This window comes from Arthrobacter hankyongi (assembly GCF_022012395.1).
Classification (GTDB): domain Bacteria; phylum Actinomycetota; class Actinomycetes; order Actinomycetales; family Micrococcaceae; genus Crystallibacter; species Crystallibacter hankyongi.
Map to the genome: position 1 here is coordinate 1 of NZ_JAKLTQ010000014.1, position 12,640 is coordinate 12,640.

The 12,640-nt window shown below is 69.4% G+C and carries 12 protein-coding genes; 6 read left to right on the top strand and 6 right to left on the bottom strand.

The features are described from left to right. Positions 1–314: FAD/NAD(P)-binding protein (locus LVY72_RS16265; RefSeq protein WP_237822779.1), on the bottom strand; the 314-nt coding region annotated here is incomplete at its 3' end. A 175-nt stretch (positions 315–489) separates the two neighbouring features. Between LVY72_RS16265 and rarD the strand changes: the two genes are divergently transcribed. After that, positions 490–1,554 carry an EamA family transporter RarD gene (rarD, locus tag LVY72_RS16270; RefSeq protein WP_372463719.1) on the top strand — a complete coding sequence of 355 codons (1,065 nt, stop codon included), beginning with the start codon at positions 490–492 and terminating at the stop codon, positions 1,552–1,554. Here the strand turns inward: rarD and LVY72_RS16275 are convergent. Both LVY72_RS16275 and gabT read right to left on the bottom strand, forming a co-directional pair. Beyond that, positions 1,551–2,429, bottom strand: coding sequence for a universal stress protein (locus LVY72_RS16275; RefSeq protein ID WP_237822781.1), 879 nt, complete (start codon positions 2,427–2,429; stop codon positions 1,551–1,553). The two genes, rarD and LVY72_RS16275, sit on opposite strands and share 4 nt — an antisense overlap. Before the next feature lie 290 nt (positions 2,430–2,719). Continuing rightward, positions 2,720–4,096: a 4-aminobutyrate--2-oxoglutarate transaminase gene (gabT, locus tag LVY72_RS16280; protein WP_237822783.1), complete on the bottom strand. Its 1,377-nt coding sequence runs from the start codon at positions 4,094–4,096 to the stop codon at positions 2,720–2,722. 209 nt (positions 4,097–4,305) lie between these two features. Here gabT and LVY72_RS16285 point away from each other — a divergent pair, with 209 nt between their 5' ends. The 3 genes from LVY72_RS16285 (at position 4,306) to LVY72_RS16295 (ending at position 6,967) form a co-directional block, all read left to right on the top strand. Beyond that, on the top strand, positions 4,306–5,748 hold the full coding sequence (locus LVY72_RS16285) for a PucR family transcriptional regulator (RefSeq protein ID WP_237822785.1): 1,443 nt from the start codon (positions 4,306–4,308) through the stop codon (positions 5,746–5,748). Between the two features lie 58 nt (positions 5,749–5,806). Continuing rightward, the gene (locus LVY72_RS16290; RefSeq protein ID WP_237822787.1) at positions 5,807–6,448 is read left to right on the top strand and encodes a putative glycolipid-binding domain-containing protein; all 642 of its coding nucleotides are present in this window, start codon (positions 5,807–5,809) and stop codon (positions 6,446–6,448) included. 84 nt (positions 6,449–6,532) lie between these two features. Beyond that, entirely contained in the window at positions 6,533–6,967 is a 435-nt protein-coding gene (locus tag LVY72_RS16295) for a hypothetical protein (RefSeq protein WP_237822789.1), read from the top strand. A 94-nt stretch (positions 6,968–7,061) separates the two neighbouring features. On the opposite strand, the gene LVY72_RS16300 is transcribed toward LVY72_RS16295, so the two are convergent. The 3 genes from LVY72_RS16300 to LVY72_RS16310 are packed head-to-tail and all read right to left on the bottom strand — an operon-like array spanning position 7,062 to position 10,248. Continuing rightward, complete coding sequence (locus tag LVY72_RS16300) at positions 7,062–8,108, bottom strand: polyprenyl synthetase family protein (protein WP_237822990.1); 1,047 nt, start codon at positions 8,106–8,108, stop codon at positions 7,062–7,064. 57 nt (positions 8,109–8,165) lie between these two features. Then, entirely contained in the window at positions 8,166–9,485 is a 1,320-nt protein-coding gene (locus tag LVY72_RS16305; protein ID WP_237822791.1) for a geranylgeranyl reductase family protein, read from the bottom strand. A 1-nt stretch (position 9,486) separates the two neighbouring features. Next, entirely contained in the window at positions 9,487–10,248 is a 762-nt protein-coding gene (locus tag LVY72_RS16310) for a demethylmenaquinone methyltransferase (protein WP_237822793.1), read from the bottom strand. Between the two features lie 146 nt (positions 10,249–10,394). Here LVY72_RS16310 and LVY72_RS16315 point away from each other — a divergent pair, with 146 nt between their 5' ends. Together LVY72_RS16315 and LVY72_RS16320 are read left to right on the top strand one after the other, a co-directional pair. After that, positions 10,395–11,702 (top strand): isochorismate synthase, encoded by a 1,308-nt coding sequence (locus LVY72_RS16315; RefSeq protein WP_237822992.1) that lies wholly within the window; start codon positions 10,395–10,397, stop codon positions 11,700–11,702. Positions 11,703–11,818: 116 nt separating this feature from the next. Continuing rightward, positions 11,819–12,625 (top strand): basic amino acid ABC transporter substrate-binding protein, encoded by an 807-nt coding sequence (locus LVY72_RS16320; RefSeq protein WP_237822795.1) that lies wholly within the window; start codon positions 11,819–11,821, stop codon positions 12,623–12,625. The last annotated feature ends 15 nt before the right edge of the window (positions 12,626–12,640 follow it).

Consider the following 12,640-nt stretch of genomic DNA (forward strand, 5'->3'; position numbering starts at 1 on the left):
ACGGCATCGTAGAGGTCGCGGAAATCCTTCAGCGTCAGATCACGGCCGTAGTTGACATTGCCCAGGAACCGGATGTCGCCGCGGTCCAGCACCTTGTGCAGCGCCGTGACGATCCCCTTGATCCGCGGGTGGTCCGGGGCCACGCCGTAGCGGATCAGGCCGTAGGGCGCCGGGTACTGGTCGAACAGGTCGATGCTGACCTCGAAGTCCCGCTCGGCCTTGGTCAGGATGTCGGCGGCATAGACACCGGCGGGGCCGGCGCCGACAATGGCCACTCGCAAAGGTCGCTGATGCTCCGCGGCTGGGTTCGACACGAATAGTCCTTCTTCCGGGGGAAAGCTGCTGCGCAATAAGCGCACAGTTGACTATTCTAAATCGCCCGCGGGCCTGCGCCCAAAGCTGCCAGGGTCTCTCAAGTCCGCCGGCCTGGTGCGGAGCCGGCGCCGCCTCCGTCAGCAGGCTTGGAATTCTGTGGTGCGCGGTGGTGTTATGGCCACTGTGCCTAGCAACCCCATCCCGCCCAACCCGCGCGCCGCAGCGCCGGACGACCTTCTGGCTCCCCCGCAGGACGGTCCGCCCGGCGCCGACCCCGTTGCGGCCCCGGAGGCAGCCGCCGTGCAGCCGCAGCCGGGAGGGCGACGGCGGCGCAGCGAGGGCGGGATCGGCCTGGCGTTCGGCCTGGCCGCCTACGGGCTCTGGGGCGTGCTGCCGCTGTACTTCGCGGTGCTGGTCCCGGCCGGGCCGCTGGAGATCGTGGCAAACCGCGTCGTCTGGTCGCTGCTGTTCTGTCTGCTCCTGGTGACGGCCATCCGCGGCTGGGCAGCATTCAGGGCGGCGCTGGCCGCGCCGCGGATCCTGGGCACTCTGGCCCTGGCGGCGGCCCTCATCGCGGTCAACTGGTTTACCTACACCCTGGCCGTCGTCAATGCGGAGACGATCCAGGCCTCGCTCGGCTACTTCATCAACCCGCTGGTGTCCGTCCTGCTCGGCGTGCTCATCCTGAAGGAACGGCTGCGGGTCATCCAATGGGTGGCCTTGGGCATTGCCCTGCTGGCGGTGCTGGTGCTCAGCTTCGCCTACGGGGCGGTGCCTTGGCTCGCGCTGGTACTGGCCCTCTCGTTCGGCTTCTACGGGCTGGTGAAGAAGAATGTCGGCGCCAAGGTCGACGCCGTGACCAGCCTGAGCGTGGAGACCCTGGTCCTGACGCCCGTCTCCCTCGTGGTCATGGCCGTGCTGTTGACCGGCGGTTCCGCCACCCTGCTGACGCAGGGCCCGGGGCACTTCTGGCTGATGGCCGCCGGCGGCCTGATCACCGCCCTGCCGCTGCTGTTCTTTGGCGCCGCGGCGCGCCGGCTGCCGCTGAGCACCGTGGGCATGCTCCAGTACCTCGCCCCGCTGATGCAGTTCGTCATCGCCCTGACGGTCTTCCACGAACCGATGCCGCCGGAGCGCTGGGCGGGCTTCGGCCTGATCTGGCTGTCCCTGATCCTCCTGACTGCGGACATGATCCGGACCTACAGCGCCGCCCGGCGGCAGCCGGCCATAGTCTGCTAGGACGTCCGCAGCCCCTCCAGGCCGCCCTGATGGTCGCGCGGTACCACCACCAGCGGTACCGGCAGCGCGCGCAGCACCTTGTTGGCGGTGCTGCCCAGGAAGAGCCGGTTCCGCTGCGCCAGCCGGCTGGAACCAATCATCGCGATTTCCCCTTCCTCCCAATCCAGGCTGTCGATCGCTTCCTCGATGGTCCGCCCGTGGGCCACCTGGACCGTGGCCTGGTGCTCGGGGATCCTGGTCGCCGCCTCGGCCAGTACGGAATTGGCATGCAGGTGCGCCTGGTGCAGCGGTTCCCCGGTATCGCCGGGATCCTTCACGTCCAAGGCAACAATCGAAACCAGCCGCAGCGGCAGTTTGCGCCGCCGCGCCGCGTTGATGGCAATATCCCGGGCCGCCTGGGCGCCGGGGCGCTCGCCGATGAAGGCGGTCAGCCGCGTGACCGGTTCGGTACGCTGGTAGCCGCGGGGAGCCAGCGCCACCGGGACCGGCGAGGCGTGCAGCAGCGCGTTCGCCACGCTGCCGATGGTGGCGCGCTTGAACAGACCGTTGCTGGCGGCACCGACCACGACCAGCAGCGCCTGTACTTCCCCGGCCGCCTCGATCAGGCCCTCGGCGAAGGACTCGGCGGTCCGGACCTTGAACTCTGCAGGTACATCGTGCGGGACCAGGGCGAGCGCCTCTTCCCGGGCCCGGCTGATCATCTCCTCGCCGCTGCCGATCCGGGTTCCCAAGGCTGTCTCGGACAGGTAGGGGGCGTCCGAGGGCAGAACGTAGACCAAATCCAAGCCGGTGCCCTGGGTTCGGGCAATCGCGACGGCGAGCCGGACCGCGTCCGCTCCCCTGTCATCCGGCTGGTATCCCACGACATAGCGCATCTGAACCATTCCCTTCGGCACCGGGCTGCGGCGGGAGCACCTGCGCTGGAGCATCGCCGTCGAAGCGTCCAAGCATCTGCAGTTCAGACTCTACCGCTGCGGCCCGGATGCGACGAGGGGCGGTCCGGCACCGTCCGCGGTTGCGGATGGCGCCGGACCGCCCCTCGGGCTGGCGCTGGCTGCTAGCGCGTCGCACTTTCCCACCGCTCGCTCCGCTCGCGGCGGGACCCTCGGTGCTAGCGCGTCACACCTTCCCACCGCTCGCTCCGCTCGCGGCGGGACCCTCGGTGCTAGCTGGCGGCGCGGATGGCCGCCTCGAGCACGTCGAGCGCGTCCGCGAGCAGTTCGTCGCTGATCACCAGCGGCGGCAGCAGGCGGATCACGTTGCCGTAGGTGCCGCAGGTGAGGATCACGACGCCGTTCTCCAGGCAGTTGGCCGCGATGGCCTTGGTGGCCTCCGGGTTCGGCTCCTTGGTGGTCGCGGCGGTGCCGGACTTGACGAACTCCAGCGCGAGCATGGCGCCGCGGCCGCGCACCTCGCCGATGATGCCGGATTCCTCGGCCAGCTTGTTCAGGCGCTCCTTGACCTGGACCTCAATGGCCTTGGCGCGGGCGTTCAGGTCCAGCTCCTCCATGGTGCGGATGGCGCCCAGGGCGGCGGCGCAGGCCACCGGGTTGCCGCCGTAGGTGCCGCCGAGGCCGCCGCCGTGCACGGCGTCCAGCAGCTCGGCGCGGCCGGTGACGGCCGAGAGCGGCATGCCGCCGGCGATGCCCTTGGCCATGGTGATCAGGTCAGGAACGATGCCCTCGTGCTCGGAGGCGAACCAGGCGCCGGTGCGGCAGAAGCCGGCCTGGACCTCGTCCGCGATGAAGACGATGCCCTTCTCCTTGGCCCAGGCGGCCAGCGCCGGCAGGAAGCCCTCGGCCGGGACAATGAAGCCGCCCTCGCCCTGGATCGGTTCGATGATGATGGCCGCGACGTTCTCGCCGCCGATCTGCTTCTCGATCATGGTGATCGCGCGCTGGGCGGCCTGGGCACCGGTGATCTGCGGGTTTTCCTCGCGGAACGGATAGCTCATCGGCACCCGGTAGATCTCCGGTGCGAACGGTCCGAAGGAGCCGGCCGGGCTGGACTTGTACGGGTTGGCCTTGGCGGTCAGGCCCATGGTCAGGTTGGTGCGGCCGTGGTAGGCGTGGTCGAAGGCGACGACGGCGCTGCGGCCGGTGGCCAGCCGGGCCACCTTGACGGCGTTCTCGACAGCCTCGGCCCCGGAGTTGAACAGTACCGAGCGCTTCTCGTGGTCGCCCGGGGTCAGCTCGGCGAGCTTCTCGGCCACGGCGACATAACCCTCGTAGGGGCTGATCATGAAGCAGGTATGGGTGAAGTGCTGGACCTGCTCCTGTACTGCGGCAACCACTGCCGGGTCGGAGGCGCCGACACTGGTCACAGCAATGCCGGAGCCCAGGTCGATGAAGCGGTTGCCGTCCACGTCCTCGATGATGCCGCCGTCGGCGTCGGCCACGTACACCGGAACGCTCGAGCTCACACCCGCGGCGACGACCTTCGCGCGACGGACGGCGAGCTCGGTGGACTTGGGACCCGGGAACGTCCCGACCTTGCGCGTCTGCTCGAGGCGGTACTGCGGCTGGGTTGCCTGCGTGGTCATGGTTTGCCTTTCGTTATGGAAAACTGTCCGGTCACCCGGCCCGGTGGCCGCGGCGGCGTCGGAGGCCGCTTCTTAAGTTGAGGAAGGTGCGGCGGTGCCGCGACATAGCCGAGATTACGCCCCGGCGGCGGCCCCTGCCTATGGGTCAACGCACAACCGGACCGTAATCCGTGGTGCATCTGTACAACCGACGACCGTATAGTTGGCCCATGGCTGTCACACTTGCCGACCTCCTGGCCACGCAGTCCCTCCACCTGATGCCCGCGGGGACGGCCAAGGGTAATCCCGACGCGCCGATCACCTGGGTGGCCTCGACCGAGCTCGAAGACCCGCTGCCCTTCCTCAGCGGCGGCGAAGTGGTGCTCACCACCGGGCTGCGCCAGACCAGCGCCTCGACCCAGCGCCGCTTTGTCCGCCGTGTCCACGAGGCCGGGGCGGTGGCCATCGGCTTTGCCCTGGGCCTGACCCACCGCCAGGTGCCGGCGGCCCTGCTGTCCGAGGCGGAGGTCCTGGACCTGCCGGTCTTCGAGGTCCCCTACGAGACTCCGTTCGTGGCCATCAGCCGCATGGTGGCCGATGCCATTTCGGCCGACCACTATGGAAAGCTCGAGCGCCTGCTGCGCGACCACCAGGCGCTGGCCGGCTCGCTGCTGGGCGGCGGCGGGCTGCCCGCGCTGCTGCGCGCGCTGTCGGTCATGGTGGGCACCGACGTCGCCCTGTTCCAGTACGGAACGCAGCTGTTCAGCACCCGCCGCGGCAACGGCGGCGGCACCTGGGACCAGGTGCCGATTGCCACCGGGCTGAAGGACCGCTGCACGCTGGCGCTGGCCGAGCCCTACGAACGCAACGCCATCGTGGCCTATGCCCAAAGCCTGGTCTCGGTGGAACTGAGCAACCAGGCCCAGCGGCGCGCCGGCGACCGCCGCGTTGTGGGCCAGCTGCTGCAGGACATCATCCGGGGCACCCTGCAGGGACCGGACGCGGTCCTGCGCCTGAACACCGTCGGCATCGACGCCGGCCGGCGCCAGCGGGTGCTGCTGGTGCAGGCCGTGGGAGGCCAGCGCCGCGCCTTGCCCACCCTGCCGCTGCCGGCGGCGTTCGAGGACGGGGCCAGCGGCATCCTGGACGAGCGCCTGGTGGTCGTGGTGCCGGATCCCAAGACATCCGCGTCGGCGCAGCGGCTGGGCGAGCAGCTGAGCAGCTACCTGCACGAGGCCGGCCTGGCCGCCAACGTGGGCGTCGGCGGCAGCTACGCCCAGCCGAACGGGCTGCGCTGGAGCTACTTCGAGGCCAAGGAAGCGCTGACCCGCGGCGGCCGGCTGAACCTGCCCGAGCGGCTCTCGCTGACCTCGCTGCTGCTGGCCTCGGAGGATGTGCCGCTGGCGGACCTGGCGGCGGAGGCCCTGCAGCCGCTCGAGGCCTTCGACGCAGCCCACGGCGCCGAACTGCTGTCGACGCTCGAAGCGTTCCTGGACCTGAACGGCTCGGTGGCCGCGGTGGCCGCGGCACTGGACCTGCACCGGAACTCGGTCCGGTACCGGCTTGCGCAGATCGTGGAACTGACCGGCTACGACCCGGCGCTTACCGCGGACCGGGTGCATCTGTGGCTGGCCCTGGCGGTGCGCCGGATGGGCACCGAAGCCGGGGCCTGAACGGCCGCACGCCGCAATGGTATTGCGCCCGGACCCGGTCAGGCACAAGGCTTAGCCCATGGCACACGAAACGCATGAGAGCCGCGTCTGCACCTGGCTCGGGGAGGACGATCCGACCCGCGCGGACACCGCGACCATCAACCTCGAACCCGAGCGGCTGACCGCTCACGGCGCCTCGCGCGCATCCGACTACGCCGCGAGCTGGTCCCTGAGCACCGGCGAGAACTGGATCACCGAGCACGTCACGGTCTCCGTCCATGGGACCGGCTGGAGCCGGCATCTGGACCTGCAGCGGGCCCCCAGCGGCAGCTGGACGGTCCGGGCTGCTTCCTTCGGCGATCCGGCGCAGGCCGGGCTGGCCGGCCTGCCCGAACCCGGCATCGCCGACCCGCACGCCCTGGACCAGGCGCTGGACTGCGACATCGAGTACTGTCCGGCCACCAACTCGATGCCCATCCTGCGCCTGGGCCTGGTCCACGACGCCGAGGCGGCCGCCGAGCTGACCATGGCCTGGATCCGGGTGCCCAGCCTGGCCGTGGAGACCTCGCAGCAGCTCTATGCCGGCAGCAGCGCCTACCGGGACGACGCCGGCGCCGCGGTGGTTTCCTACAGCAGCGGGGACTTCAGCTCCGAGCTGACGGTGGATCCGGACGGCATCGTCATCGACTATCCGGGGCTGGCCGCCCGGCGCCGCGGCTGACCGTAGGATGGTCAATGCGGCCCGGCCGCAACCCGCCGGGCTCCGGCGGTGGAACCACAGCCAGGAATGTGAGCAAAGGAAACCATGCCGGAAATGTTCGTGGATAAGTTCCGCGCCCTTGTCCCCAAGTACCTGGACCGCCAGTGGGCCGAAACGGACGGGATTTCCTACGAGGAACTCGAGGAACTGCTCGGGACCTACAAGTTCCACGTCCCACAGGCGCTCGTGGAGTTCTACCATGCGGTCGGCGGGTGCGAAGACCTGATGGAGGCCCACGACTTCTTCTGGGACCCGGACGAACTGGAAATCGAAGACGGGTTCCTGCTGTTCCTGGACGAAATGGATGAGGAGGCCAACTGGGGCATCCGGGCCGAACACCTTGCCGTGCCGGATCCGATCGTCTGGATCCGCACCAACAGCCCGGCGCCGAGCTGGCAGAGCGAGGAGGCGACCTTCAGCGAGTTCGTCTTCGACATGTTCGACTGGGTCTTCGACGGCGACGTCGATGACGACGACTAACCGTTCCCTGCCCTTCCCATCGATTTAACGGATAACGCCGTTTTCGGCCGTGAAAGGCCGTTATCCGTCAAGTCGATGGCGCTGCGGCGCTTGCTTAAACTTCGCGGTCGACGACGCCTTCGGCGAAGGCGGCCAGGGCCAGCTTCACGGTGCCTTCGGGCAGCGGCTCCAGCACCGCCTTGGCCTCCTCGGCCCATTGGCGGGCCACGTCCCAGGCCCGGCCGGTGACCGGATGCTCGCGCAGGGCCCGGACCGCCCGGGCCAGGGCCTCGTCGGACGTCAGGTCCGCGTCCACCAGCGCCAGCACCTCGGCCGCGGAGGCATCGCCGGTGGCGGCGTCCTGGCGCAGCAGCAGGACCGGCAGGGTGGGCACGCCCTCGCGCAGGTCGGTCCCCGGGGTCTTGCCCGATTTGGCCTTCAGACCGGCGACATCGATCACGTCGTCGGCAAGCTGGAACGCCACGCCCACCTTTTCGCCGTACTCGACCATGATCCGGACGACGTCGTCCGGAGCATTGGCGAACATCGCGCCGAACTGCCCGGCGGCGGCAATCAGCGATCCGGTCTTGTCCGCGATCACCGAAAGGTAGTGCTCTACCGGATCCTCGTCCTCGCGCGGGCCCACCGTCTCATGCAGCTGGCCCAGGCATAGCCGTTCGAAGGTCCGGGCCTGGATGCCCACGGCCTCCGGCCCCAGCTCCGAGCACAGCAGCGAGGCACGGGCGAAAATCAGGTCGCCGGCCAGGATCGCCACATGGTTGCCCCAGACCTGGTGCGCGGTGGGTGCGCCGCGGCGGTACGGCGCCGAGTCCATGACGTCGTCGTGGTAGAGCGTGGCCAGATGCGTCAGCTCCACCACCACCGCGGCCTGGACAACCTCCGGCCGCGCCGCGTCGCCCAAGTGCGAGGCCAGGATGGTCAGCAAGGGCCGGACCCGCTTGCCGCCGGCTTCCATCAGGTGCCGGCTGGTGGCGTCGGCTAGCGGGTCCGAGTGGGCGATCGCCGCGCGCAGCTGCTTTTCGACCCGGGCCAGCGACGTGGAAACACCCGGTCCGAGGTCCGGGTCCAGGGCGACGGCGGCAAAGCCCGCAGGCAGGTTCAGGTTCGTGGCGATGGCGGCGGTGGCCGCATCCAGATCCATGGATTCCGGCAGGCTGGCTCCGGCGGGGGTCCAGTTCGGTTTGGCGTCAGTCACGGTTCAACACTTACCAATCGTTGGGGCAGGTACTTTGCCGGCTGCGGCCACGCCGCCGGTCTGGTTGCTGGCCGGCGGTGCGAGCCGCTCCAGCAAATGGATAACTCTATCCTCAAATCCGCGGCCGCCTTCGTCCGTCAGGTTGGCCAGCATCCTGACCACGAACCGCATCAGCACCGGCACCGGCATACCCGTGCGCAGGGCGAGCTTCATGACCGCAGGCCGGCCGATCAGCTGGGCGAAGACGCTGCCGAGGGTGAAATGGCTGCCCCACTTGCCGCGGATCAGGCCAGCGTACCCGGCAAGGGTCCCGTCGAACAGCCGCGGTCCGGCGGCATAGGCGTCGGCGATGACGCCGGCGGCGTAGCGGGCGGATTCCATGGCATAGGAGATGCCCTCGCCGTTGAACGGGCTCACCATACCGCCGGCATCCCCGAGCAGGAGCAGGCCGGGGCTGTAGTGCGGGGTCCGGTTGAAGCCCATCGGCAGGGCCGCCCCACGGATCTGGCCCACCTGGTTCGCCTCGGTGAAGCCCCACTCGGCCGGCATACCTGCCGTCCAGTCCCGCAGCACCTGCTTGTAGTCCAGCCGGCCGAACGACTTCGAGGAGTTCAGGATGCCGAGGCCGACGTTGGAGGTGCCGTCCCCCACGCCGAAAACCCAGCCGTAGCCGGGCAGCGGATTCCCTGCCTTGTCCGGCAGCTCCAGCCAGCCCTCCATCCAGTCGTCCTCGTGGCGGGGGCTGGAGAAGTAGGTGCGCACCGCTACGCCCAGCGGCCGGTCGTCACGTTTGGCGATCCCCGCGCTAAGCGCGGCACGGGTCGAATTGCCGTCGGCCGCGAGCACGACGTCGGCGTGGAAGTCCCGGGTTTCCCCGGTCTTGCGTCCGGCGGCGTCGAGCAGCCCGGCCCGCACGCCGGTGACCCGCCCGGCGTCGTCCCGGAGCACAGTGGTCACCGAGTGGTGCTCGAGCACCGTGGCGCCGGCGGCCTGGGCGTGCCGGGCCAGCGCCTCGTCGAACCCGAGGCGGGTGCGGATCAGGCCGTAGCCGGGGAAATCGCCCAGCTCCGGCCAGGGCAGCTCCAGCTGCCGGCCGCCGGCGATCAGCCGCAGGCCCTTGTTCCGCCGCCAGCCGGCCGACTCGGGGTGCGGCAGCCCCAGCAACTGGAGCTCGCGCACCGCGCGCGGGGTCAGCCCGTCGCCGCAGACCTTTTCCCGCGGGAAGGCGGTCTTCTCCAGCACCGTCACGTCGATCCCGGCCTTGGCCAGGTGGTATGCGGCCGTCGACCCGGCGGGTCCGGCACCGACAATCAGGACCGGCACGTCAGAATGCTGCCCGGGTGCCGCGGTGCCGCAGCGCGTCCTGCGCGCCGGCGTTGGCGGCCTCGTCCCGGCCGGGCTTCCGCGCCCGGTGGACGGCCACGATGCCGCCGCTGAGGTTGCGGTAGGCCACTTCCTGCCAGCCCGCCGCCGCGATCCGGGCGGCCAGCTCGTCCTGGTCGGGCCAGGCCCGGATGGATTCGGCCAAGTAGACATAGGAGTCCGGGTTGGACGAGATCTTGCTGGCGATGGCCGGCAGCGCCCGCATCAGGTACTCGGTGTACATGGTGCGCCAGAGCGGCACCACGGGGGTGGAGAACTCGGCGATCACCAGGCGTCCGCCCGGTTTGACCACCCGGAACATTTCCGCCAGCGCGGCCGCCGGCTCGTTTACGTTGCGCAGGCCGAAGGAAATGGTCGCCGCATCGAAGGAGTTGTCGGCGAACGGCAGCCGGGTGGCATCGCCGGCGACGAAGTCGATGTCCGGCCGGCGGCGCTTGCCCACCCGCAGCATGCCCAGCGAGAAGTCGCAGGCAACCACGTGCACACCGGCGTCGGCATAGGGCTCGCTGGACGTACCGGTGCCGGCGGCCAAGTCCAGTACCTTCTGGCCCCGGCTGGCCCCTACCGCCTCGACCACGATGCGCCGCCACCGCCGGGCCTGCCCCATCGAAAGGACATCATTGACCACGTCGTACTTGGGGGCAACGCCGTCAAACATGGCGGCTACTTCATCCGGGCGCTTGTCCAACGATGCACGATTCACCGGACCAGTATCTCAAAGTTCTGCCGCAAAGTTTCGCCCGAGTAGGCTTAATGACCATGACCTTCCCGCTGTCCGCCCCCTCCGGCGTGCCCGAAACCCCGCCGGCCGCTGCGGATGTCCCCGTCCGGGACGCTGCCGCGCAGCTGCTGCCGGGCACCCTGCGCGGCATCACGATCCCGTGGCCGGCGCTGCCGGATGCCGCCGGGCTGCTGGACTACCTGATGCGCGACGACGTGCTCTGCTGGGTGCGGCGGGACGGCGGGCTCGTGGGCTTCGGCGAAGCCGCACGCTTCACCACCACGGGACCGGGACGCTTCCGCGAGGCGGCCGCCTGGTGGCGCACCGTCAGCGCGCAGGCCCAGGTCCGCAACCTGGTCCAGGGCCCGGGCACCGGCGCCATGGCCTTCGGTTCCTTCGCCTTCTCCCGAACCTCCGGACACCAGTCCCGGCTGATCGTGCCGTCGGTGCTGGTGGGGCTGGACGGGGACCGCGGCTGGCTGACCTACCTGAGCTGCGATCCCGACGCCGAACTGGACGCCGCGGCCGCCGAAGCGGCCCTGGGTGGCTGGCTGGAGGCCGCCTCCCCCGGCCGGACCCGGGACAGCACCGACCGGCTGGTTTCCGGCCAGGTCTCTGAGCAGGACTACCGGGCGGCCGTTGCCGCCGGCGTCAAGCGCATCGAACGCGGCGAATTGAGCAAGCTGGTGCTGGCCCGCGACGTTGTCGCCGAACTGTCCTCGCCAATCGCCACCGCGCAGGTGCTGCGCGAACTCGCGGTGCGCTACCAGGACTGCTGGACCTACGGCGTGGACGGACTGATCGGTTCCACTCCGGAAATGCTGATCAAGGTGGAGGACAATGTGGCGCGCGCCCGGGTGCTCGCCGGCACGCTGGACCGCGACAACACCCGCAAGCTTGAGGGCGAAAGCGATGCCGGTTATGCCCAGCGGGTGCTGGCCGGCTCGGAGAAGCAGCGGCACGAGCACCAGATCGCCATCGACTCGCTCACCCGCAAACTCGAACCCTATACTTCGGCCATGACCTCGCACAGCGAGCCGTTCGTGCTGCAGCTGCCCAACGTCTGGCACCTGGCCTCGGATGTCTCCGCGGAACTGGCCGCCGGACCCGGGCCGGCGCCGTCGTCGCTGGAACTGGCCGAAGCCGTGCACCCCACCGCCGCCGTCTGCGGCTCCCCCACCGAGGTGGCCGGGGCGCTGATCCGCGAACTGGAGGGCATGGACCGCGGCCCCTATGCCGGGCCGGTCGGCTGGACCGATGCCGCCGGCAACGGCGAATGGGGCATCGCGCTGCGCGGGGCCGTGGTGGAATCCCCGACCCGGGCGCGCCTCTATGCCGGCTGCGGCATCGTCGAGGGGTCCACGCCCGAGGCGGAACTGGCGGAGACCTGGGCCAAGTTCCGGCCCATGCTGGAGGCACTGGACCTGCACCGGTAACAGGGCCGCCCTTGTTGCCTTATATGCAATTCCTGTAGCCTGTGATGCACATCTCCTGTGACGTATTGTTACAGCTACACTTAAGCCTGTTTTCACCCGCGTAGAAGAGGTAGCACATGCGAGTCCGCGTTTCGATTGCCGCCAGGCTCCTGGCCGTCCTGGCTGCCGGCAGCCTGTCCTTGACCGCCTGCGGCAGCGGATCCTCCACCGGCGGCAGCAGCCCGGCCGCGGGCAATGAACTGGGCCTGATCACGCCCGGCACGCTGACCGTGTGCTCGGACATCCCCTACCCGCCGTTCGAGTTCGAAAAGGGCGGCGAATACACCGGGTTCGACATGGACATGATCCGTACGATCGCCGACGGCCTGGGCCTGAAGACCGAGATCAAGGACGTGGGCTTCGACGGCCTGCAGTCCGGTGCGTCGCTGGCAGCGGGCCAGTGCGACCTGGGGGCCAGCGCCATCACCATCACCGAGGAGCGGAAGAAGAACATCGGGCTTTCGGATCCGTACTACGATTCGCTGCAGTCGCTGCTGGTGCCCGCCGACTCGGCGGTCAAGACCAAGGCGGATCTGGCCGGCAAGAAGGTCGGCGTGCAGCAGGGCACCACCGGCGAGGCCTACGCCCGCAAAAACCTGCCCAGCGATGCCCAGATCCTGGCCTATCCCTCGGATGCCGAGCTCTTCCCGGCCCTGCAGTCCGGCAACGTCGACGCCGTGCTGCAGGACTACCCGGTGAACCTGGGCCACACCGAGGGCGGCAAATACAAGATCGTCGAAAAGTACCAGACCGACGAACACTACGGCTTCGCGGTCAAGAAGACCGGCAGCGAGGAACTGCTCAAGGCGGTCAACACCCAACTGGCCGAACTCAAGAAGAACGGCAAGTACCAGGAAATCTACGACAAGTACTTCACGGAGTAATCGATGCGCACTGAC